The following is a 23,201-nucleotide window of genomic DNA, read 5'->3' as shown; positions in this document are numbered from 1 at the left end:
CAGACAGGCTTATGGAAGAAAGCAAGGAGTTACAGGGATTTTACCGGATATTCCGCGCGGCGGTCTATGTGTCCGTGCTGCTGGAGTTTTTCGAGTATGCCTTCGACCCCTCCGTATTCGGGGACTGGGGCGGCATCCTCGCCGACCTGCACGGACGTATCAAGCGGTGGGCGATATACAGCGACGGGCACCTCGTGTACAGCAAGCTGGCGACCGTCCTGCTGATCTGCATCACCTGTATCGGCACGCGGAACAAGAAACATCTGGAGTTCAACGCCAAGCGTCAGGTCGTCCTGCCCCTGACGGCGGGCCTTGCGCTGCTCGTCCTCTCCGTATGGCTGTTCGGCCACCCGATGGGGATGCAGCTGTACACGCTGCCCGTACACATCATCCTCTATATGGCAGCCTCCCTTGCAGGCGTGATACTGGTTCATGTGGCACTTGACAATATCTCGAAATACATCAAGGACGGGCTGATGAAAGACCGCTTTAACTTCGAGAACGAGAGCTTCGAACAATGTGAGGAAAAAGTGGAGAACAACTACAGCGTGAACATTCCGATGCGCTATTACTACAAGGGCAAGTTCCGTAAGGGTTGGGTGAACATCAGCAACCCTTTCAGAGGTACATGGGTGGTCGGCACGCCGGGAAGCGGAAAGACCTTCTCCATCATCGAGCCGTTCATCAGGCAACATTCCGCCAAGGGCTTCGTGATGGTCGTGTATGACTATAAGTTCCCCACTTTGGCGACCAAGCTGTACTATCATTACAGGAAGAACCAGAAGCTGGGCAAGCTGCCACAAGGCTGCAAGTTCAACATCATCAACTTCGTGGATGTGGAATACAGCCGGAGGGTGAACCCCATCCAGTCGAAGTACATCAACAACCTTGCAGCGGCGAGCGAGACGGCGGAAACCCTGCTGGAATCCCTGCAGAAAGGCAAGAAAGAGGGAGGCGGCGGCAGCGACCAGTTCTTCCAGACTTCGGCGGTGAACTTCCTCGCCGCGTGTATCTACTTCTTCGTGAACTACGAGAAAGAGCCTTACGACAAGGACGGAAACAAGCTGTATGCGGAGAAGCGGCAGGACCCGGAGACGAAGTTCTGGAAGCCGACGGGCGTAGTGCGCGACCGCAAGGACGGGAACATTGTGGAACCCGCCTACTGGTTGGGCAAGTACAGCGACATGCCGCACATCCTGTCGTTCCTGAATGAGAGCTACCAGACCATCTTCGAAGTATTGGAGACCGACAACGAGGTGGCACCGCTGCTCGGTCCGTTCCAGACCGCCTTCAAGAACAAAGCGATGGAACAGTTGGAAGGTATGATTGGAACGTTGCGTGTCTATACCTCGCGCCTGGCGACCAAGGAATCGTACTGGATATTCCACAAGGACGGTGACGACTTCGACCTGAAAGTGAGCGACCCGAAGAATCCGAGCTACCTGCTCATCGCCAACGACCCGGAAATGGAGAGCATCATCGGCGCCCTGAACGCCCTTATCCTGAACCGCCTTGTAACCCGTGTGAACACCGGACAAGGCAAGAACATCCCCGTGAGCATCATCGTGGACGAGCTTCCGACCCTGTACTTCCACAAGATAGACCGCCTGATAGGAACGGCCCGAAGCAACAAGGTGAGCGTGGCATTGGGCTTTCAGGAACTGCCGCAGCTGGAAGCCGACTACGGCAAGGTGGGCATGGAGAAAATCATCACCACCGTAGGCAACGTGGTGAGCGGTTCTGCCCGAAGCAAGGAGACCCTGGAATGGCTGAGCAACGACATCTTCGGCAAGGTGGTACAGATAAAGAAGGGCGTAACCATAGACCGCGACAAGACCTCCATCAATCTCAACGAGAACATGGACAGCCTGGTTCCCGCCTCGAAAATCTCCGACATGGCAACCGGCTGGATCTGCGGCCAGACGGCGAGGGACTTCACCAAGACCAAGACCGGTGCAGGCGGCTCGATGAACATACAGGAAGCGGAGGAGTTCAAGACCACGAAATTCTTCTGCAAGACCGACTTCGACATGAGGGAGATAAAGAAAGAGGAAGCCGGGTATGTGCCCCTGCCGAAGTTCTACACCTTCCCGTCGAGGGAGGAACGGGAGCGCATCCTGTACAAGAACTTCGTGCAGGTAGGCCAGGACGTAAAGGAGATGATAAAGGACGTGTTGAACAAACGGGGGGCGAAATGAGACATGCAAGAACGACAACGGCCGTCGTGCTGCTCCTGTGCGCAGCGGCGGCCCTGTACGGGCAGGGAAAGCACGGAGGAGGAACACCATCCGCCGCTCTGTCCCTGTACCGGCTTCCTCCGCTGGAGAGGGCCATCCTATGCACGAAATACCATGAAGGCTGGCATGGCGAGAAGAAGCACTGGCCCTATGTGGGCTGGGGACACCATGTGCTCCCCGGCGAGCGGCTTACCAACAACATCACCCGGGCGCAGGGCGATTCCATCCTGCAGGCCGACCTGATGAAGCTGTGCCGCCTGTTCCGCCGGTTCGGGCGTGATTCGACGCTGCTTTCGTGTCTTGCCTACCAGGTGGGCCCGTACAGGCTTTTAGGCAGCAAGTCCATACCCAAAAGCAGGCTCATACAAAAGCTGGAGGCCGGCGACCGGGACATCTATGAGGAATACATTTCTTTCCGGTGCTACAAAGGCAGGGTAATTCCGAGCATAGAGAAAAGAAGGAAGGTGGAATATATGCTGCTTTTTGAGAAATAGGCGTGTCGCTGAAACCTTTTTCCAGTAAGGACATCGGAAACCATATCCGCCAAGGTGCTCTATTTCTTTTTCAAATCAAAATACAGCAAGCGGGTTTTCAGATGCTCGTCCTGCGGAATATCATAGTATTGCTTTTCTATTTCCTCTGTCTTGTACAGGGGGACAAAGCCATTTTTTTCATAATAGCGAAGCACCTTGTCCTCATTGTAGGCATCCACCACGATAAAGCGGCATCCGGTCTTGTTGTCCTCATGTCGGAACCAGTCCTTGATAAAAGACATCAACTGTCGACCGACATGGCTCGGTGAGTTTTGAAAATCACGATTAACCCCCAATCTGCCAATCAACACGGCCGGGTAGCTGCGTCCTCTCTTGGGATTGACGATGTTGCGTTGGAAGCGGTTTTTGTCATTGGAGGGCATCAGCTTGGTCTTGATACTGTCATTCGACAATGTGAACAACGCCACAATACGGTGCGGGGCTTCCGTCGTCACCCAACAATAAGTCTTCCCCAACAATTCTTCCGCATACAAATCGGCATCATTGATGAAAAAATCATCAAGGTCGTCCACGCCACAACTGAAAGGGAGACAATTATCACGCACCTCTTTATTGCAGGCAAGCATGACGCAATCATCATACAAGGAAATCTCGTCCATGCTTAATTGAAACGGAATGAACGGGATTTCTCTAATACTTTCTGTAACCGTTTCTTGGCTGTAGCCGACAAACGGGGCGTTGCCTTTACAGCATTCTTGTCAGCACTACGCACAAAATCCTCTGCCGTAGCACCTTCCAAAACCGGGATGTTCTTAATCGTTATGGCCATAATCGTATATTTTATGCAAAGGTACTACTTTATTATTATTCCACAAAAAAGTATGCTGACTTTAACCGTTTAAACGTTTGATTCAATACAAAATGCGCCATATCTGTTTAATTCATTACTATACAAAAGAATGTGAACATGAAGAATATGTTTGCCTATCCATCAATGGATGGACAGCATGATGGGATTACCATCTTTTTCTTCCTGTGGAGGTGCAAATATTCTGTTCCCTCTTTTCTTATCATACCCGCAGCCTCCATATCTTTGAACCGGAAGGAAATCGGGGGAAACAATATCCGTCCACATCCAGTTTGTTTCTATTTTCCAGAATCATGGGAAAACTGTCATGAGCGGGCCAACTATCATTACTCCGCATATCGAAAGGCAGATTCGAGTTTTGCAAATAGAAAGATGTGTGCCGAGACTTTTTTTAATCATACTCCAAAAAAAACGATAATCAGCCATACAAAAAAAAGATTAAAACCATTGTGAGATGGTTTCAAATACATATCTTTGTTACAGAAAGCAAAATAACAGAAGAAGTATGTTTACCAACAAGGAAGAAGTATTGGAAAATGCATTACGGGTATTCGCCAAAATGAATTACGAAAAAGCAAGCCAAATGGAAATAGCCAAAGCCTGTGGGTTGTCAAAAGCCGGACTGATTTATTATTTCCCTCTCAAACTTGACCTGTTTGTTGCAGTAGTGGACAAATACGTATTCAACACCCAGCAGTTGGAAAACAAGTTCAAATTCACGGGAGGTTCGTTTTCGGAGTTTATCGACCAATATGTAGAGGGTGTGGAAAATACCATGAACCGCCTTGTGCACATGCTTAACGACGGCAACAATCCCAACGGGTGCTGCTTCAATTTCTACTACTACCATCTGCTGATGCAAGTGCGATTATATTATCCGAATGTAGAGAAAAAGCTGGCCAACATATTCGAGCAGAATCTCCAGCTGTGGGAGACCGCCATCCAAAAGGCAAAAGAAAACGGGGAAATGCGTCAGGACCTGGATGTGGAAGAAACGGCCTCAATGTTCTGGCAAGTCTTTTTCGGCTCCTCTTTTGAACAATCATTTTTTCAAGGTCTGAATATCAAGCAACTGAGGAAGAAACTGCATTTTATTTACTCCTTGTTGAAAGCCTGAAACCGATTTTCCGCCCGCTCACACCCGCATATCATCTAAAATTAGGTGTTTTAACACAATAAAACAGACCAACTGGTTTGTTTTTGCAATCCTTTTCCTATATTTGCGCTTATGATTAATCTTTCGACGACATGGACAAGGCTCAGAGGCAAAGAGGAAGCATCGTTCTTCACAAGGAAGAAAAGGATGGTGTGGATTATGTCCGGATAGAGTATGCAGGAAACGGGGCAATCCCCCTGCTGCTCGCCCAAGATACAGGCGTGGAAATGACCGGCAAGGATTCCGCTTGCATGGCGGCTGCTGTTTTCAAGCTGTCGGATTTCTACGACCGCTATTCTCCCCATGCCTATATTGATTACAGCCGGGTATATGTGCGGCATCCCAGACCCAAGAGGGAATACACGCTGCCGGAAGGCTATCTGGAACTGCTGGAACAGAAACGCTACAGCCCATCCACCATAAAGACCTACCGGGCTTATTTCAGCGACTTCGTGGAGTACCACAAAGGGCGCAACATCGACCGCCTGAAAGTGGCGGACATCAACAGGTACATTCTTTATCTTGTAAACGAAAAGAAAATTTCTGTTTCACAGCAGAATATGCGCATCAACGCCATCAAGTTCTACTACGAGCAGGTGAAAGGCGGGAAACGGCAGTATTACGGCGGCATCACACGAGCCAAAGAATACAAGACCGTCCCGGAAGTATTGAGCAAGAACGAGATAAAACGCATCCTCGACCAACTGTCCAACATCAAGCATCACTGCATGATTTCCTTGGTTTATTCAGCCGGATTACGGCGTAGTGAATTGCTGAACCTCACACCAAAAGACATCAACAGCGAAATGATGTCCGTGCGTATCATGGGTAAGGGCAAGAAATGCCGCTACTCGCTGCTTTCGCCCAAACTGCTGGAAGAGCTGCGGCGGTACTTCCGTGAATACCGACCGAAGAAATGGCTGTTTGAGGGCGAAACGCCCGGACAACCGTACTCGGCAAGCGCATTGGTGAAAGTGCTGAAAGAAGCCGCACAACGTGCGGGCATCAAGCACCGAGTGCATGTACACACTGCCCGCCACTCGTTTGCCACACACCTTTTGGAACAAGGGACAGACTTGCACACGATACAGGAACTGTTGGGACACAACGACATAAAGACTACAGCCATATATCTTCATACATCGAATGCACACAAAGCTAAAATCCCAAATCCGCTTGATTCGCTGGATGATTCGTAGGGTGCGGCTATTAGAGATCAGGAAACACACCTGCCGGGTGTCGGTTATCGAAATATCCTATACCTACAGGTGTATTTATAAACAAATTAGCAAAAACAGAAAGTCTATGAACAAAGATTACCTTAAAATGATAGAACGATGATAAAAGAACTTACTTCTTTTCCCAAGCGGGCACGTACCATCGACTGGGAGGACGGCAAACTGATTTTTGATGGCGACAAGGTGATGCTCATGCCCGAGCTGTCTGTGGAGGTGATGCAACAGATTGGCGCTTATCCTGCTTTGGTGGGATTTCATGTCAAGCATTACCCTTTGACAGACGAACAGGTTCAACCGCTGGCTGGTGCCAAGAAAATGGTCAATGTAGGAATCGAATATGCGGAGCTTACCGACGCATGCTTTGCGGTATTTGCCACCATGCCCGCTTTGAAGTATCTGCTTTTGGCAGGAAATCCTGCAATTACGGGAAAGGGGTTGTCCACGATGCAGGCAAGTAAGGTGGATTTGTTGGACTTGAGTGCCACGTCGCTGGACGATGAGGGGTTGCATCTGGCAGCTCTGCTTCCGAAGCTGAGTCATTTGCATGTCCGGCAGACTCAAATCACCTATGAAGGGGTGCTTGGCATTGCTTTCAATAAACGCCTTTCCTTGCGTCCTGACGACCTCTTTACCCAGGAGCAGATGGAGCTGTTCGCCTCGTTGCAACGAAACCAGGCGAAGAAGAAGCTGGAGGTGGACGCTGATGCGGTTCATCAGGCGGAACAGGTGCTGTATGCTTTCTTTGCCGCCATGACTCAATGGGAGAAATATACCGACCAGGCAGGTTTTGATGCGCCGGATGTGCGACCGAAGTTGCAGCAGATTTGGCAGCAGTATGTATCCGAGAAGCCACGGATGGGGTATCGGCCGCTCGCTTTGTCGCTTTCTCCAGAGGGGACGTATGCCGCCTTCCGCCTGGTTGATGCCGAACAGGTTTCCCGCAACAAACTTTACATCTATGCGCAGGATGAAAGAATCAATCTTGATTATCGTTTCTGGATGAAGCGTGTGGGGGAAGTCTGGAAAATCGATGCGGTTCAGATGCGGATAGACGGATGGAGCCGTTGTGGATTGTAAAAAGAGGAATTTGAACGAAATTGCATTGCAGGAATGATATTTTCAATTCCGGGTAATAGACGGTATCTTGTTCATAGACCTAACCCAATATTAGAATGGGTATAATATTTTGCTAACAAACCGGGATAACGCTTAACAGCGTTCCCTGCTGAACCATTATCAATAATATAATTCTCTTAGTATTATGGAAGATAAATTATCACCAAATAATCCAATCATTTTATGGGCAAATGAAATTAGTCCATACTATAAAAATAAGGATTACGAAAAAGTTTTATCTATTGATAAAAAAATTTGGGATGAATTAGAGGAACCTAAGTTATCGCAAGAATTAGCTTTTCATGTGTTATTAGATATTGTTGTCATTTATATTACATTAAATGATTTTGAAAGCGCCCAATATTGGGGAAATATTCTTGATAAATATAATTATGTAGAAAGTGGACGTTTTGACTCTGGCCAAAAAGATTATTTTGTCGGAATCGTTTATTTTGAAAGGAAAGAATATCAGAAAGCATTTGAATATTTTTCAAATGCTAAAGTCAAATCTCGAGGAAGATGTTTCAAAATGGTATGGGGAGAAAAATACTCACAGGCTTATAAAGAACTGCTCATGAAGTTTGGTAAGAAATCCACTAAAAAGAGATAATCTCTATGTGAATATTATTCCATTTAATAACAATATATTGATAACAAGGTCGAGATAACAGCTGAACGCTGTTCCTCACCAAACCATTACCAACTAAAATATATAAATCATGAATAGAGAAACATTATTTGAAAGCTTTTATACAAAAGCAGAAAAAGCGATTAAGAAAATGGGGAAACAATACATCAAAGATATCTATGCTATTTCCTTTTGGAAAGATAATCTTGAAGACGACCCCCGATGTCCTGTTATTACAATAGGCTATAACACTTTAACTCAAGTGGAAGTAGCAAAAAGGAATGCCAGTAGTTTAATGGAAGCCAAATGGAATTATGCTTTTTGGCTACAAAACGAAGTGGGTACTATTGGCGGCAATGATAAGAATCTCCGTCTGTATTTTAAAGAAGCCAATTTATTCTATACTCAACAAGAGTATTCGAGAGCCGAAAAAAATGGAGAAGAAAATAAGTTGGATGAACAAGACGACCAAATGCAGTCGGTCTTTATGGATATTATCATTTCTGTTATTCAAGAACTTCATAAAAAAGGTGTCATAAAAGAGCAATTAGGTAAAGAAGTTCCTGTCATTGTTCACGAATTGGAATATTACGACTTACCTATTATGTGGACTACAAGAAGTAATCCGAAATCATTGATTGATGAGTTCTTGAAATCTTATAATGATGGATGTTTATAAAAAGTTGGTAACAAGCGAATGAGCTGCCCTAACGGTCTGCTATTCACAACCCATTAGCGAAAACAGAAACCAGTATGATACAGCAAATAGAAAAACTGAAAGAAATAATCAATCAAAATAGCATGGGGCATTTGCCTTTACCCTATCGTGTTGATTTGATGAAACAAATAGGCAACTCCCGGACAGTGCAAAAAGTGTTGTGTGAGTGCTGTAAGAAAGCCTGTTCCAGCTTCCCAGAAGAATTTTGTGCTGAAAACCTGTTGGTTGAAGTCTTGTCGGAAATGGACAGTTATCTGTACAAGAATAAAGGAATTGCCGAAAGCATATTGGTTTCTGTAGAACGGCTGCGCAATTATGTGGAACAATCCGCAGACAGTCCTGACGACATGGCAAGCTGGGCTATCATATCTTTGGGATATGCAATCCGTTATGATGCAGCTTCCATATTAGCAATAGAAGACTATAATGGTGAAGATGATGATGCTTTTGATTTCGAAAGCTGGAATGCGGATTTTATATGCTCGATAGCTTGTTCCGGCAGCAATCCCTTCGTGGAAACTGGAAACGTAGAGAAACGTAAAGAGTACTGGTTGTGGTATGTAAAAATGGTATTGGAAGTTTCTCAAAATCCAAATGTCAAATACCAGTCATTACCAGTATGCAAAAGAGCAACTCCTTTAATTGATATACCTGTTCGTCATCAATCAGACAATACTATTGAAGCTCAATTCAAGGACATTTTATCCTATATAATGGATTGTGAGCCTCAAAAGTTCAAAGAAGGACTTGAATATGATATATTATTTGTTTCAACTGTAGTTGATATGTTTAGTATCACTTCTTCTGATGGAGATAGAATTACATTGAATACTAAAAACTGCGATAAAATTTGTAATACTCTTAGGGACATACGCAAACGAATGTATCAGAAAGATCCTAAACAAGGTGCATGGTTTCAAGTTGAAATATTCTTGAAAAACAAGGAACAATATACATTCAACTTCAACTATGATAACCTTGAACAACTTCCATCTTTTTTTCAGGAGCCTGATTGGTTATTGGGGATGTTTGAGAAATTTCCACGAAGTAAAGAATATACACCTCTTTGGTTAAGGAAAATAGTTGGAAGAAGAAAACTGTATTTGACTTAGTTTTCTGTGGTGATATAAAATAATTTCGCTAACAACGCAGGATAACGGCAAGCCGTTCCCTGCTGAACCATTAGTAGCAATAGTGCGATTATAAAAGTCAAAATATGGAAGAAGAAGTAAAACAATATTTGCATATTCGGTATCAATGGAAAGGACAGCCGATAATTGATGCAGATTATCTATTAGATTTATATTTCCGGGCAAATTATTACCCAACAGATAAACTAATAGACTTCCTATGCTATTTTTATGGATACAAAATTACCTTCCCACAATCAGATGTTGATTTCCAAGTGGAGAAGGTGTTAAAGGATTATCCATATAAATATCTGCATCCTGTATTAACGAAAAAGCTATCGGTTACTTCCATTGTTCCATTTGCCGAAATATATACAGGTCACATGGTATTAGTCTCAGATGAAAATGAGAATATATATGGAGTGTATGATGATGAAATATTGTTATACGGGAGAAATTATAATAAGCTGATGAACCTTTTATATCGCAATGAGGATAAAGGTAAACTAAGCTACTAACGAGCCAAGATAGCCGCTAACGCAGCTCCTTGTCAAACCATTATCAATAATTAGATGAGAATACAATGACAGAAGATATGGCAAATTTCAAAATTTTATTAACCCCTTGGCATGGTACTCTAATAGCACCGCCATATATTGACTCTACTTTTACAGAGGACATAAAATCTAAAAATCCTTATAACAATCCTGTTTATAGCAACGATTGGTTTAACTATACACCCATGAGAGCCGGAAAACCTGTTCCTCTGACAGATAATTACAAATTACCTGCCCACTTTTATTGGATATGCTCGAATGTAAAAAAGCTAGGAACAGATTATTATTCACATTCTAAAGGGGTTATATTATCTTCCTGTCTTTTCGAGTTTCTGAAACAGTTTAATTGTTATGATGAGTATGATATATGCGAAGTAACACCGCTATCCAGGAAATTAGCTCCTATAAGCGATAAAAAATATTACTTTATAAGATTCAAGCATTTGGCATATAACCTATTCATTGATTTGGAGAACTCGAACAGGATTAAGAGAATGAATAAAGTTATAACTTCATATTTGTATCTTGATTTTCAACTTAGAGAACAAACGGTATATCCTGATATTTTTTGGATGAAAAATGTATTGGTTGCAAAAGATTCGGTTGCCGATTTAATCAATAGAAATGGTTTCAGTGGCTTTAGAATGGTTGAATTAAAGGATTTTGTAGATGAATATACATTTAGAGATACGCATCCATATCCTACTTTAGAGGACATGAAGGATAGAGACAGGAAGTGGTTCTAAAATATTGATAACGAGGCAAGTTAGCTGCTAACGCAGCTCCTTGTCAAACCATTAGGCGCAAAAAATTAAAATATAAATATTATGGATTTCTTAAAGTGCATGAACAATTTTCCGTGGAATAGATTTGCTACGGTATATGAAACTAATTCAACCGGCTTAAAAGGTATCTTTATAAAGATGTTCAACAATCTTGCTGAAGTGTCGGATTATCAATATGTGATAGATAGACTTGAATGTCAGGAAACGCTATATAGGATTACCCCTTGGGGATTGAAATTCTATATCTGTTTGCTGATGGAAGGCAAATCGAATCAAGCCATATTATTACAAAACATAAATGAACTTTTTGAAGCTGCAAATTTTAATGTACAGGTTGATCATTCAACCAATTATAAACCAACTAAAGGTAATCTGATGAAATATGAGAAAATTAAGTCGAAATTATTTGACGAAAATTTTGATGGAATAATGGATGCTGATTATATAAAAACATTCAAATCCATAGACCGAAATTTTATGCAGATAAGTATAATGGATTTAATCCAACAACATATTTCATTGTTTGAGGATTTGACAAAATCACCGAATAGCAGTATTGCCCAAAGTGCCTCTTTGCTTGTTAATTCAATTCATAATCCTAAAAAGTATGAGTTTGGTAAATTGTGATTAAAAAATCGCCTAACAAGCACCTGTGCCACCTAACGGCGGCAAGCTGCAAACCATTACAGACAACTTAATACAGAAATATATGGAATATATACCGGATTATCTAAAACCATTCATTATACACAAAGATTATTTTCCTGAGTTGATAGAAGATTCATGGTTTAATAATCCTGTGTATTGGAAAGGTCGGTTAATATCACCACAACATGAAACAAAATTCAGACTTTATTTTTGTGGTGAATTAATTGATAATTACATGGCAAACAAGCAAAATTTCCCTTTGGCAATATATGCGTATTCAGTAAATTCAGGAGAAAAGATTACTCTTTTCGATGAAAGGTATAATGGATATGAAGCATTACTAATAGAGAATAAGAGAGAACTACCATTATCTCATGAAATTCAGTTCGTAGATAAAGATGCTGAAACTGAATTTGAAATTATCATTCTTGGATGCAGTAATACCGATTTTGATGATGAATACCCAGCCACCGAACAAGTACAACTAATCAATGGCGACTGGGTAAACAAAGAGTATCTAAAATGTAATGCTTTTGATTTCATTTCCATACTTATTCGCAATGCCAAAGGTCAGGTATATACGATATTGGAAATGGAATTAAGTTAATAAAATCGTCTGTAACAAGGTCGAGATAACAGCTTAACGCTGTTCCTCACCAAACCATTAATAATAATTGAGCGCATGAAAACAGTTATATCATTACTTTTTTTATTGTTGCCCCTAATGCAAAGTTGCGGGTTCGTATATGAACGTCATCTTACTGGGAACTATTATTTGATAGCGGTAGATACCAAAGAAGATATGGATGTGTGTTATCACCAACAAAACGATGATGATGCGCCTTATACGGGAATAACCGGAGCAAGTGTTTACGCAGTGGGATATGACAATGATTTTATTCTTGTCAAGGCATATCGTGCTTTGAGGGACAGCATAGGAATTTCCTTACCCCGTTATGATAAGAATACAACCGAATATTACATCATTCCCGTAAATAACACACAAGAAGCATGGGAAGCACAAGAAAACAAATTCGGGGCATTCAGTAAAAAGGACTTTGAAGTTAAACGGAAAGAATTGGGAGTGTCGGATGATATAACTTTCAAGAGGCTATAAATATATTATTAACAAGAAAAGATAACGTCTTACGCCGTTTCTTTTCAAACCATTATTGATAATTGCATATTATGTTACAAATACTTAGATATACAGCATTTTATGTTGTCCTATTCTTACTTCTATCAAGTTGTGCTGCAATCAAGGGGGTAAAAGAGGTCTCATGCCATTTGGTAGATACAATAAGCCGGCAGGATTTGCATCTTGCTACAACCTATAATGTCGAAGTAGGAAACAGTGTTACTATTTGTTGTTCTGACAGGTGTTTTGAAGAAATAATGCAATTAGGTGTGAACGGAACAAATATATACTTTCGCACAGTTACAGATAAGGAAAATCGCATTATATCCCAATATATCTATGATAATAACAGAAAATTATTGTCTTGTTTATTTTATTTTGTGCCTAATGAATTTAATTGGGTTCGGATTGGCAGGGAATACAAATTTAATTCGAAAGGAGATATAATCAAGATTATAAATCATGAAGATGGATATTCAATTTGTTGCGAACAAGCAATGTATATCGGCGACAGATATAGTAAGCTAAAAGCAAGTAAGGAATATCCAAGACGAATTTTGAATAGAGGCAAATGGCAGGGCAAGAACATTTGGGAATATCACTATATAAATAGAAAGAAGCAAAATAAAATGCTTGTCATTGACGGTAACAGTGGTAAAATACTTAAAAAGTTAGATGTTATTATAACATATTAATATATCAATAACGAGCCAAGTTAGCTGCTAAACGCAGCTCCTTGTCAAACCATTATAAACAGTAATGCAAAATATGAAACAGAAAATATACCATATCAGTATCTTTTTACTCTTTTGGTTTTGTGGAGTAGCCTATCCACAAAATCACAAAGCGGATATTTTGCAGCAAGACCTTTCTGGCTTGTTTGACAATTCAAGCATGATTGGCATATTAGGAGAAGATTGTAGCCGAATTGACATTCATATTACCGATGCTCGGAAAATGGATAGTAGAGAATATGAGATAATGGGTATCAGTCGTACCCGATTGTCCGTAATATGTCCGTTTAAGGGAAAGGTTTGTATAGATAGCATTTCTTCCTGTTCTCAAATAATAAAAAGTGAATATACGGAAGTGGACGGTTTCATATACGGGCATTACTCGTTTGAGGAATACGGAGATAAACGATATTGCGGTACATTCTCCGGTTCTTTCAAACAAGGGTATCGGATGAGAGGACAACAAATAGAGAAAGGACTAAATGAAATATCAGAACTGAAATTGAACTTATCTGAATATCGGGGTAAGTGGAAATCCGCAAAGGGGCTGACAAAAGTCTGTTCCTGGGCAGATGAAATCATACCAGATACTCCAGCAAACTTCTGCCTGTTTAATGATGCAGGAGAATGGGTTGTATCACCGAAATATCGTAAGAATGGTTGGGAAAATCTATATAATGCCTATCACAATGAGAATCTGACAACGGACGAGATACAAAAGGCTCGTGAAGTGGAAGAACAGGAATGGTGGGTAAATAAAAGCCAATCATGCAAAGTAAATTGAGTTTATAACAAAGCGTGATAACGCTTACAGCGTTTCCCGCTTAGCCATTAGCAACAAATAAAAATAAGAAATATGAACTATAAAACAATGCTCGCAAAAGTTCTTGGAGAAAAAGAACTTATGGAAATGAATGTACAGACTATTAAAGACGATGAAAGCCTGTTCTATAAATTAGTGGATAAAAATTTCCTCTTAATAGTGGATTGGAGTGGAGAAGATAGACAAGGAATGTTGTATAACTTCTTCAACAACAGACTTCAATCAATGTTGGGGGTACAATTGGTTGTATCCGAAGATGAAGTTTATCAAAAATATAATCAAGAAATAGAAGAACCCAAACGAGGTGATTTCATTCCCTTTGCGTTATCCTATTTTGATAAGCAATTGGAAAAGCTTGGGGCAAGAGTTGTATTGCTTGACTTAGAAAATGACACTTATAACATATTGGTGGCTTATAAAAAAGATGCCAAAAAACTAAAGTCTATAAAATCTGATTTTTGGAAGTTATCAACTTTAGAGCAAAAGCAAGGTCGAGTGGTTATTTCCATAACCTGCCCTAATTGTAAAGATTTTGCATGTTATGACATGTTGATTGAAGAGGAAAGCAATATGGCAAATGAAAAGTGCGAAGTATGTGGAACACTCTTTTGGGATGAAAATGCAAATGAAGTTGTAGAAATGGAAAAGACTTATTATTAATGTAGTTGCTAACAAGCACCTGTGCCACTTAACAGTGGCAAGCTGCAAACCATTAGCTGCAAAACAAAAAATAAGAATAATATGGAAGAAGAAAAAAACATGACTGGTTGGAATGCAATAACAGATACATTCCTAAAATTATATCCAGAGCAAACTGAACCTCGGCATTTTGCTCCATTGTTTTCATACCGACTTGGAGGAGACCCATTGGATAATATAAGTGTATATGAAAATGACGATTTTTTTCATTTTGTATCTTTCGGATTGTCTGAACTTTATCAAAAAGAATCTGAAGATAAGGAATATAGCGGTTACGGTTTTGAATTTACTCTGAAACTGAAAAAATCGTCTTTGAACAATGTCCAAAATGAATTAGAATGTATTTGTGGCATCTTGCAGTCATTGGCAGAAGAAACATTCTCTAATGGTTCTATCTTCAAACCGTATGAATATATTTACACGGGACAAACGAATGGTATTGATTCGGAAGGAGTTTCTAACATAACAGGTTTTGTCACTATTCTCGACGAAGCTGGAGAAATTATAACCCCAAATGGAAAACTCCAATTTGTACAGTTGGTTGGTGTAACTAATAATGAGCTTCAACAAATAATGAAAAAACGATTAAGCGTTCAAGAATTGATAAGCCAATTAGGGCATTCTATGACTGATTATAAAAGAGAAAGTATAGTGTAACAAGCAGCTAACAAGCACCTGTGCCGCCTAACGGCGGCAAGCTGCAACCCATTAATAATAAACATTATACAAAAAAGATTATGGAAGCAACAAGACTGATTGATTCTGCCCCAATTCGGATCGGCCAACGTTTCAGATGTAAGGGGAAATATCCATATGAGGATGTCGTAGATTTTATGGTTATAAAATCTCTAAAGGATGCTTCATCTCGTCAATTATTGGTCGTTTCTGGCTTCATGGCGGGTCGTGTTCATTGTGATATACCTAATGAAGCCGTTAATGATTGGGGAGCAATAGACAGAACATGGATGATTGAACATTGGCCAACTATTTATTCAGACTGCCCGGTAGAAGATGTATGGGTAATGGGGTATGACTTACCAGAACTCCCTGTTCCTGATGAACAGACTGGTGGCAGACGGATTCATGTGAGCCCTGAGTTATCCAGCGCGTTACACATTTTCTCTTATTGGATAGCTAACGGTACAGTAGGAATGCCTTTGCTTGAAGGAATTGACTATTTAAGTGTTTGCCGAGAAGAGCCTTCTCTTCTACAAACTACATATGCCATATTCGTCAATAATTTGGAGATTGATGAAAATGGTTCTGTACTTAATTATGGTTATGCAGAGCAACGCGCTGCACAATATCTTCGACAGTATTGTGATGAGGATTACATAGCAGAACCTCCATTCCGTTATTTTGAAGTTGAATTGTATTAAAAAGGTTATCTGTAGAGTTTACATAAATAAGCAGTAACTTATTATTAATATGCCAAGTTAGCTGCTAAACGCAGCTCCTTGTCAAACCATTATCGTCAATATTCATAAAATATGAAAGATGAAATAAAACAATATATAGACAACCACATTGTTGAAAATCCAAACATTGACTTAAACAAGTTGTCTGTATTAACAGAACCTGACGAACTACACTATCTCGCAAGTGTTGTGAATTGGGATATTCATATACCATTAATAGAATGGATTGTGAAGCAATCTATATGTAGCGAAGCTACTGCTTTAATGATTTTTTGGCAGGCACAACCACAAGACTTTACTGTTTATAGGTGGAATGAAACTCAAATAAAAGAGGACATCTCTGTCTTCCACCTTATAAAGATTATCATCATCAACTATATTAATGGATTTTATCTTAAAACAGATATACATTACAATCCGGCAAACGACAAAAAGGATATTTCTGTTATTCCGGATTTTATGTATAAAGACGTCAAAGGAGAAGAACCATATAGTATTTATGATGAACAGGACGTGAAGTCTTGGTTTGGTGAATATCTGTATAAGCAGATAAATTCTTGTTCATCAACTATGGATTTATATGGTATAGCTTGTAATCTTCCCATTCTTGGAAATATAGATACAGTCTTTCATATTTTAAGGCATCCATTATGTGATAAAGGTATAGCTTTTATGTTGTTTTGGCGATTTGAGCCTATTGTCAGTGAAGATATTCTCAAACAATTTATTTCAGAAATCTGCCAAAAGAATTATCCCGAAATAATTGAATATAAACATGATTGGAATAATTCAAAAGCTATGTGGAATATTCCTGAAATAATGATGAAACCCGTATAAAATGACGATAACAAGCACCTGTGCCGCCTAACGGCAGCAAGCTGCATCCCATTATAAACAATAAAACAATTTTTTATGGAAGATTCTGATATTCTAAAGAGATTTGACAATGATAAGCTAATAGATGTTGTAAAAAATTATAAGCGTTACGGCTATGATGATGAAATTCGTGATTATGCTATTAATTTATTGAAAGAAAGAGGCTGGAGCGTTGAGGATTTGAAAACATTCGGTTATTGGGAAAATTCCGATTACGAAGAAGCATTGATACAATACAAAGCTTATTGTAGAAATTCACTGATAGCTGTCTGTGTCTTGGTATTAAGTCTTTGTATGCTGGTGCCTATCTATCTTGTATTTGTTTTTATGGCATATCGGAATGTATGTAAGTTCTATCAGGCATTAGGGAGAAAGGAAGAAGCCGTATTCTCCTTTGACTTGTGTTGGCATATTTTGTTGTTCTTTTACCTAAAAGAGAAAATGAAAGAGGAGTTGAAAGGAATAAGATAAGTTTATAACAAGGTCGAGAAAACAACTTAACGTTGTTTCTCACCAAACCATTATAAACAGTATTGATTGAAATATGACGAAATCCAAATTCTTTTATATCATTCTCTGTATTCATCTATTATCTGGAATAATAGGATTGATAACTTTGAATTTGTCAGGTAATTGTGACCGGTTACGCTGGAATATTGGTGATATTCTTCGGTTATTGTTTTTCCTTACTCCTTTCGTCCTGATGTTCTGTGTTCCTAAAAAACTACCTACATGGAGCAAAGTCTGTATGCGCATTTATTTTGGAGTATATATATTTCCATTCGTCATTTTTCCTCCATTATGGTGGTTTCTATTCAACTTTGACACTGCTGTAGCTGAAAACAATCAATATATAATCCGTCAATATAGATATGGAGGACGTGATTATTACGAACAAAAAAGTATATATAAAAAAAGTGGAATCTTAGAGAAATATGTAGGGCTTTTTGACAGCTCTGACTCTTATAGTGAGTTAAACCAGTTGGATTATGAAATAAAAGAATTTAAGATTGATAACATGACATTTACAGGAAATGTGCTCTTGAAACGAAATGAAAATGGGCAAGTTGTAACTAAAGACACGCTTATTGTTTACCCAATATACGAAAAAGAAGCACCTATGTAATTCAGTTTATAACAAGGTCGAGATAACAGCTTAAGGCTGTTCCTCACCAAATCATTAACATCAAAAACAGTGTACCATAATGGAAACAAGAGATAGACTTTTTACCGAAGAACAGTATATAAAGCAATTGGCTAAGTATACTACCAGAATAGAAAAACTTAATAGTATGATAGAACAATCAGAAAAAGATGGTGATGAGATTAGCCCTGATTTGTATGGACGTTTATTTGATTGTAGAGTTTATACTATCGTAACTATGTATTCTATGGGGGAGAATTTAGAATCTATAAAATCCAATTATATTTTAACAATCAATGTTTTAGAAAAATGCTGGACTCCGTATGGCTATTATGTTCAGATGTTATGGTTGCTTTCAATAGGAATCATGTTGGAGTATGATAATAATGTTATTGATAAACTCCGCGTACTTATAGACATGAAAGAAGTTAAAGACCGTGTTTATGATGTATTGCTGAATTACCGTTTCCCGGAACGGAAGGAAATGGCGGATTGTGTGTTTGATGCTGTGCCTTATCGGGCAATCTTGGAAGTGTCGGATTTGGCTAAAACAAACAAGCTTCAAGCGACGAAGCGATTGGAAAAGTATCTAAAAAGGGAATGGTATCGAGGACATTCCGATTGTGCTTGGCATGACGACCACAAATATGGTATAATACATGATGGATATTGGAGTTTTGAGAGCGGTGCATTGGTCAAGGTTTTGGGGCTGGATGATAGCAGCCTGAAAGGGTTGCCCTATTATCCATACGATATGGTACACTGGAACGACAACATAAAATAAAGATAAGTATGAGTTACTCTGTTTGTGCATATTTGACAGAAGCCGATAAGGTAAAGTCTGTTTATGGAGCTCGTGATAATCTGCTGCTTAACCAATTAAAGGCAGCACTGAAGCCGGGACTTGACAGTTTGAACGATTATTTCAACGATAGTCTGAACACGGATATGGATGCTTATGCTGTATTGGCTGATATTGTGAACGGAGAAGTCCGTTATCCCGAAATCGCTTCCATGTACGGGTATGTATATGAAAAGATTTGCAATCATTTCGGAACGCAAATCTATTGTGCGGAAAACCTTTGGCAACTGGATAGCCAAAGCACATTCATCCCTATTCCATTGAGTGATGATTTTCCCTATATCATTAGCATACCTGTTTCTGAATTGGAGAGCAAGAGGACGGAATACAATTCTCTGGAAGAGGGCAATGGTATCGGCGATTACGACTACGAGGAGGAAATGGACGATTTGAACTTCATTCTCGATGAAGCCGTTGAAGCACAAAAGGACCTTGTGATTATGGTGTATTAATATGGTACACTAGAATGGAAATTAAATATGATGTTAACGAAGCAGGATAACGGACAAGCCGTTCCCTGCTTAACCATTACTAACAACAATGTGATTTATGTTTTAGAACAATCGCCGATGAAAACGATTATTGACTACTTGTTTTTCAGGTATTACATGGTTTGCATAAAGAGAGAAGAATTTCCCCGTTTTGGGGCAACGTGCATATTGGCTGAAATTGTCACAATGGCTTATTTGTTTGCCGTGCTGATACTGTCGTTTTTCTTAACGGGAGATTTCTTTTTGCCAAATACTTCCGGAGAAGAAAGAATTGTAATAGGAGTAATAGGCTGTTTTCTCCCTTGGCCTGTAATATACCTATATTATAGCAAAAAAAGGATTAAGGCTTTGTTGGAAAAATATCAAGACAATGTTTATAACACCAAATATTCGGACAAGACCGTATTAAGTGTCAGATATGTTGTACCGACTATTGGGCTTCTTTTAATGCTCTTTCTTTATCAGTTCTAAATATCGAGCAAGTTATGAAGTATCAATAATTTATCGGATTGAAAAATATAAATAAGTTAGTAACAACGAAAGATAGCATCTGACGATGCTCCTTTCTAACCATTAGTAACAACATTGTTATGAGAAAAGAAGTTGAACAATTAGCTTTAATGGGTGCTATGCCCAATGAAACAGACGAACGAATAACGGCTGAATTAATTTATGAATATGAAGACTTATTATGCAAGATAGTTAAGCCTATCACTTGGGATGAAGCACATATTTTAATCAAGCTCTTTCCGCCGACTGCTTTATATGGAATAGAATGGACATTGTTACATTTAATAGAGTCTGTGTATTCAGAAATAAATTCTCTTGAATACAGAGAACTTATAAATGAATGTAATAGTACAGAGTTTAAGGAAATGCTTGTTCAACGTCTTAATAACTCACAACAGAAAAAAGTTACTAACAAAGCGTGATAACGCTTGACAGCGTTCCCCGCTATCCCATTACTGATAATATAAATTTTATATGAAACTGTTTCTTTTGATATTAACATCTATTCTTTCCATAGGATTAATAAGTTGGAAAGATTCAACAGATATATCTCAAAATAAGGACTGCATTTTCAGAGATACTTTGGTTGGATATGTAGATTATGACAATGTTTTAGACAGCATATACATTGAAAAGACTTCTGAATATCGGTATGATGATAATGATGGTATGAAAGAATGTTTCGAACAGACAGAAAGAGTAATATTTTCTGTTTCATTTGGAAATACAGGAGAAACACTTCTGTTGGAAGATAAAGAAGTTTTTGATTATCCATATGCTGGTTATTCATCTTTGGCTTACAATATCGAAGAAAAAGGCATAATATCAAGACGTACATATTCATCAAGGTTTTCAGATAAAGTTTATGTTGATTCATATTATAAATATGATGACAAGTTAAATAACTTTTTCAGAATAAAAGAACTCATACGTCTAAGTGAAGGCACAAACATGATTGATTCAATAATGAAAATAGATTCAATTCAGCCTTCTTTGGACGGTAAATGTAATAAAATCAGTAACAAGGAAAGATAACCCCTAAACGGAGTTCCTTTCCAAACCATTATCAGCAATTACACTTATGATTATGCATAAAAAAATAAAATCAAAAGGTTCTATAATTAAATATGAGCCTTTATCTAAGCAATGGTCAATAATATCAGGTGAACTATTTCATTTTAATAATGATTCTCATCAGTTTGAATTAGATTTGAATCCTTATGGAGACCCAGAGAGCCTGTTCCAATATCAGATTTGAGAAATCAAAAGGATAAGCTGACATTTAATATAGTACTCAATTCAGAAAGAGAGGATTATACTATTTGCAGCAAATACAAATCTGACCAAATTATCTATCAAATGATGATAGATTTGAATCAAAAATTTCAATATAAGCTGAATGAAATTGATAAGTTTTATGTCGAATTTGAGAAATCAACATTAAAGAGAATTGAATTGATTAGGTACAACAACATAAAAATAGACAAATCATTAATAATAGTTTTTGATAAAGAAGGTGATTTTGTAATTAAATATCCTTTTGAAAAATTGATATTGCAATCTATTGATATTGATGAGACTTCTATTATTTGTAGAACACCTGACGAATTGATTAAATGGGAACCAAATATTCAGCCATTAATATTTGGTTATATCCGCAAAATAATTACTGTCGGCTTAGATAATCAACTGATAACGAAGCGTGATAACGCTTGACAGCGTTCCCCGCTAAACCATTGTCAACCAACAAAATATAATTATCATGAGTTACAATCTGAGTTTTTGGAGATATAAAGAAAATTCCTATTTAGATAATCATAAAGTTTATGAAACATTATGTGATGAAGGAAATATTGAAGGATTAGAAAATGTTCCAGTCGATGAAATCCGTGAGAAAATAGCAAAAGCTTTTTCTGATTGGAATAAAGTTGATGAAAATAGTTTTGAAAATTCCAACAAAGGAGCCTTTCAGATAACAACTACTTCTCAATCTGTAATGATTGATTGTTATGGAATGGATGGTGAGGATATGAATAAATTTATAGATATTTTGTTTGAATATGGGTGTCCTCTATATGATCCACAAGTAGGAGAAAGATATGATGATAATGATTAAAGTTGATAACAAGCCAAGTTAGCTGCTAAACGCAGCTCCTTGTCAAACCATTAGCTGTAATAGAAGCATGAAAAAGATTATTTTCTATATATTGGCATTTCTGCTTTGTCTGCCTACACAAGCACAACAGCGTTTCTTCGGTGTCATTCAGGATACGGACGGATATACAAATGTACGTGACATAAGTGGAACGGTAATAGGCAAATTATTGGATAATCATGTGTTTGTTGATTGGGATGCACAAAAGAGCCATAAAGAATGGCATAGCGTAGAATATGGAACAGAAACGGGCATAACCAAGACATACCCGAATGGAAACACTCATACAGGAGAAATTCATAAAAACCGCATTCGTTATTTGGCTGATTTGCCACAGTTGAAGAAACAGCCGCAAAGTACGGATAAATATCTTGTATATGCCAACGACACATTAACCGTAGAAATAGGCTTCCAAGATTTTAATCCCCAAAGACACACCATTGTTTACGATTTGGGAACAGGTTTTATTCGGAGCATTGACGGTTGTTCTGACTTGATAGGCATAGAGAATAATATTCCGCATGAAGAATATGCGTCTATCACTGTCAAGCATCCTGCCGGAATATTGGAATTTCCAACAGTATATATAGCGCATCTGTATGAACCAAGCCCGAACAATGTTGTCGTGGCATTGGGTAAAGGGAATACACTGTTCATCAGCACACAGAACAGTGACGGTGCAGGTGGATATTATGCCGTATGGACAGTAGAAAATTATTTTGTTAAAAGTCTGTTTGTGTTACATGACTTTTGACTAAAATACAGCTAACAACGCA

At 39.1% G+C, this 23,201-nt stretch carries 31 protein-coding genes; 29 read left to right on the top strand and 2 right to left on the bottom strand.

Annotated features, from left to right (window positions below; translation table 11 throughout):
* The first annotated feature begins 11 nt into the window (after nucleotides 1-11).
* Both BACSA_RS02460 and BACSA_RS02455 read left to right on the top strand, forming a co-directional pair.
* Complete coding sequence (locus tag BACSA_RS02460; RefSeq protein WP_013616542.1) at nucleotides 12-2,198, top strand: type IV secretory system conjugative DNA transfer family protein; 2,187 nt, start codon at nucleotides 12-14, stop codon at nucleotides 2,196-2,198.
* Nucleotides 2,195-2,731 carry a glycoside hydrolase family protein gene (locus tag BACSA_RS02455; protein WP_013616541.1) on the top strand — a complete coding sequence of 179 codons (537 nt, stop codon included), beginning with the start codon at nucleotides 2,195-2,197 and terminating at the stop codon, nucleotides 2,729-2,731. Before BACSA_RS02460 ends, BACSA_RS02455 begins: the two co-directional genes overlap by 4 nt.
* Nucleotides 2,732-2,790: 59 nt before the next feature.
* Here the strand turns inward: BACSA_RS02455 and BACSA_RS02450 are convergent, their stop codons facing one another.
* Both BACSA_RS02450 and BACSA_RS20045 read right to left on the bottom strand, forming a co-directional pair.
* A complete protein-coding gene (locus BACSA_RS02450) occupies nucleotides 2,791-3,390 on the bottom strand; it encodes a GNAT family N-acetyltransferase (RefSeq protein WP_013616540.1) in 600 nt (199 codons plus the stop codon).
* Between the two features lie 2 nt (nucleotides 3,391-3,392).
* The gene (locus BACSA_RS20045; protein ID WP_013616539.1) at nucleotides 3,393-3,560 is read right to left on the bottom strand and encodes a hypothetical protein; all 168 of its coding nucleotides are present in this window, start codon (nucleotides 3,558-3,560) and stop codon (nucleotides 3,393-3,395) included.
* A 544-nt stretch (nucleotides 3,561-4,104) separates the two neighbouring features.
* On the opposite strand from BACSA_RS20045, the gene BACSA_RS02445 reads away from it, so the two are divergent.
* The 27 genes from BACSA_RS02445 (at nucleotide 4,105) to BACSA_RS02315 (ending at nucleotide 23,179) form a co-directional block, all read left to right on the top strand.
* The gene (locus tag BACSA_RS02445; RefSeq protein WP_013616538.1) at nucleotides 4,105-4,716 is read left to right on the top strand and encodes a TetR/AcrR family transcriptional regulator; all 612 of its coding nucleotides are present in this window, start codon (nucleotides 4,105-4,107) and stop codon (nucleotides 4,714-4,716) included.
* Between the two features lie 131 nt (nucleotides 4,717-4,847).
* Nucleotides 4,848-5,954: a tyrosine-type recombinase/integrase gene (locus tag BACSA_RS02440; protein WP_013616537.1), complete on the top strand. Its 1,107-nt coding sequence runs from the start codon at nucleotides 4,848-4,850 to the stop codon at nucleotides 5,952-5,954.
* A gap of 138 nt (nucleotides 5,955-6,092) precedes the next feature.
* The gene (locus BACSA_RS02435) at nucleotides 6,093-7,070 is read left to right on the top strand and encodes an NTF2 fold immunity protein (RefSeq protein WP_005650138.1); all 978 of its coding nucleotides are present in this window, start codon (nucleotides 6,093-6,095) and stop codon (nucleotides 7,068-7,070) included.
* 184 nt (nucleotides 7,071-7,254) lie between these two features.
* Nucleotides 7,255-7,719, top strand: coding sequence for a hypothetical protein (locus BACSA_RS02430; protein WP_013616536.1), 465 nt, complete (start codon nucleotides 7,255-7,257; stop codon nucleotides 7,717-7,719).
* A gap of 109 nt (nucleotides 7,720-7,828) precedes the next feature.
* Nucleotides 7,829-8,416, top strand: a complete 588-nt coding sequence (locus BACSA_RS02425) for a hypothetical protein (protein ID WP_013616535.1) — start codon at nucleotides 7,829-7,831, stop codon at nucleotides 8,414-8,416.
* Between the two features lie 74 nt (nucleotides 8,417-8,490).
* Nucleotides 8,491-9,567 (top strand): Imm5 family immunity protein, encoded by a 1,077-nt coding sequence (locus BACSA_RS02420; RefSeq protein ID WP_013616534.1) that lies wholly within the window; start codon nucleotides 8,491-8,493, stop codon nucleotides 9,565-9,567.
* A 104-nt stretch (nucleotides 9,568-9,671) separates the two neighbouring features.
* Nucleotides 9,672-10,103, top strand: coding sequence for a hypothetical protein (locus BACSA_RS02415; protein WP_007566586.1), 432 nt, complete (start codon nucleotides 9,672-9,674; stop codon nucleotides 10,101-10,103).
* A 65-nt stretch (nucleotides 10,104-10,168) separates the two neighbouring features.
* Nucleotides 10,169-10,888, top strand: a complete 720-nt coding sequence (locus tag BACSA_RS02410) for an Imm43 family immunity protein (protein ID WP_013616533.1) — start codon at nucleotides 10,169-10,171, stop codon at nucleotides 10,886-10,888.
* An 81-nt stretch (nucleotides 10,889-10,969) separates the two neighbouring features.
* Nucleotides 10,970-11,554: a hypothetical protein gene (locus tag BACSA_RS02405; RefSeq protein WP_013616532.1), complete on the top strand. Its 585-nt coding sequence runs from the start codon at nucleotides 10,970-10,972 to the stop codon at nucleotides 11,552-11,554.
* 82 nt (nucleotides 11,555-11,636) lie between these two features.
* Complete coding sequence (locus BACSA_RS02400; protein ID WP_013616531.1) at nucleotides 11,637-12,182, top strand: hypothetical protein; 546 nt, start codon at nucleotides 11,637-11,639, stop codon at nucleotides 12,180-12,182.
* 75 nt (nucleotides 12,183-12,257) lie between these two features.
* Nucleotides 12,258-12,692 (top strand): DUF3997 domain-containing protein, encoded by a 435-nt coding sequence (locus tag BACSA_RS02395; RefSeq protein WP_013616530.1) that lies wholly within the window; start codon nucleotides 12,258-12,260, stop codon nucleotides 12,690-12,692.
* A 71-nt stretch (nucleotides 12,693-12,763) separates the two neighbouring features.
* Nucleotides 12,764-13,408, top strand: a complete 645-nt coding sequence (locus tag BACSA_RS02390; RefSeq protein ID WP_013616529.1) for a hypothetical protein — start codon at nucleotides 12,764-12,766, stop codon at nucleotides 13,406-13,408.
* 73 nt (nucleotides 13,409-13,481) lie between these two features.
* A complete protein-coding gene (locus BACSA_RS02385; protein WP_013616528.1) occupies nucleotides 13,482-14,231 on the top strand; it encodes a hypothetical protein in 750 nt (249 codons plus the stop codon).
* A 72-nt stretch (nucleotides 14,232-14,303) separates the two neighbouring features.
* Complete coding sequence (locus BACSA_RS02380; RefSeq protein ID WP_013616527.1) at nucleotides 14,304-14,930, top strand: DUF6630 family protein; 627 nt, start codon at nucleotides 14,304-14,306, stop codon at nucleotides 14,928-14,930.
* Nucleotides 14,931-15,011: 81 nt separating this feature from the next.
* A complete protein-coding gene (locus BACSA_RS02375; RefSeq protein ID WP_013616526.1) occupies nucleotides 15,012-15,626 on the top strand; it encodes a suppressor of fused domain protein in 615 nt (204 codons plus the stop codon).
* Between the two features lie 80 nt (nucleotides 15,627-15,706).
* Entirely contained in the window at nucleotides 15,707-16,348 is a 642-nt protein-coding gene (gene imm45, locus BACSA_RS19140; protein WP_013616525.1) for an Imm45 family immunity protein, read from the top strand.
* Between the two features lie 111 nt (nucleotides 16,349-16,459).
* Nucleotides 16,460-17,224 (top strand): DUF4274 domain-containing protein, encoded by a 765-nt coding sequence (locus tag BACSA_RS02365; RefSeq protein ID WP_013616524.1) that lies wholly within the window; start codon nucleotides 16,460-16,462, stop codon nucleotides 17,222-17,224.
* 75 nt (nucleotides 17,225-17,299) lie between these two features.
* Nucleotides 17,300-17,734 (top strand): hypothetical protein, encoded by a 435-nt coding sequence (locus tag BACSA_RS02360; RefSeq protein ID WP_013616523.1) that lies wholly within the window; start codon nucleotides 17,300-17,302, stop codon nucleotides 17,732-17,734.
* Between the two features lie 73 nt (nucleotides 17,735-17,807).
* Nucleotides 17,808-18,389 carry a hypothetical protein gene (locus BACSA_RS19755; RefSeq protein WP_013616522.1) on the top strand — a complete coding sequence of 194 codons (582 nt, stop codon included), beginning with the start codon at nucleotides 17,808-17,810 and terminating at the stop codon, nucleotides 18,387-18,389.
* A 79-nt stretch (nucleotides 18,390-18,468) separates the two neighbouring features.
* Nucleotides 18,469-19,191, top strand: a complete 723-nt coding sequence (locus BACSA_RS02350) for a PoNe immunity protein domain-containing protein (RefSeq protein WP_013616521.1) — start codon at nucleotides 18,469-18,471, stop codon at nucleotides 19,189-19,191.
* Nucleotides 19,192-19,199: 8 nt separating this feature from the next.
* Nucleotides 19,200-19,721, top strand: coding sequence for a DUF7691 family protein (locus BACSA_RS02345; protein WP_013616520.1), 522 nt, complete (start codon nucleotides 19,200-19,202; stop codon nucleotides 19,719-19,721).
* 117 nt (nucleotides 19,722-19,838) lie between these two features.
* A complete protein-coding gene (locus BACSA_RS02340; protein WP_041584185.1) occupies nucleotides 19,839-20,231 on the top strand; it encodes a hypothetical protein in 393 nt (130 codons plus the stop codon).
* Between the two features lie 119 nt (nucleotides 20,232-20,350).
* Complete coding sequence (locus BACSA_RS02335) at nucleotides 20,351-20,692, top strand: hypothetical protein (RefSeq protein ID WP_013616518.1); 342 nt, start codon at nucleotides 20,351-20,353, stop codon at nucleotides 20,690-20,692.
* A gap of 52 nt (nucleotides 20,693-20,744) precedes the next feature.
* On the top strand, nucleotides 20,745-21,305 hold the full coding sequence (locus BACSA_RS02330) for a hypothetical protein (protein ID WP_013616517.1): 561 nt from the start codon (nucleotides 20,745-20,747) through the stop codon (nucleotides 21,303-21,305).
* Between the two features lie 324 nt (nucleotides 21,306-21,629).
* Entirely contained in the window at nucleotides 21,630-21,986 is a 357-nt protein-coding gene (locus BACSA_RS02325) for a hypothetical protein (RefSeq protein ID WP_013616516.1), read from the top strand.
* A gap of 46 nt (nucleotides 21,987-22,032) precedes the next feature.
* Entirely contained in the window at nucleotides 22,033-22,386 is a 354-nt protein-coding gene (locus BACSA_RS02320) for a hypothetical protein (RefSeq protein ID WP_013616515.1), read from the top strand.
* A gap of 67 nt (nucleotides 22,387-22,453) precedes the next feature.
* Nucleotides 22,454-23,179: a hypothetical protein gene (locus BACSA_RS02315; RefSeq protein WP_013616514.1), complete on the top strand. Its 726-nt coding sequence runs from the start codon at nucleotides 22,454-22,456 to the stop codon at nucleotides 23,177-23,179.
* Nucleotides 23,180-23,201 lie beyond the last annotated feature (22 nt).

The organism is Phocaeicola salanitronis DSM 18170, from assembly GCF_000190575.1.
In the GTDB taxonomy this organism is placed as follows: Bacteria; Bacteroidota; Bacteroidia; order Bacteroidales; family Bacteroidaceae; genus Phocaeicola; species Phocaeicola salanitronis.
The sequence above is the reverse complement of the archived record's forward strand: the minus strand, read 5'-3'. Positions and strand labels throughout refer to the sequence as shown.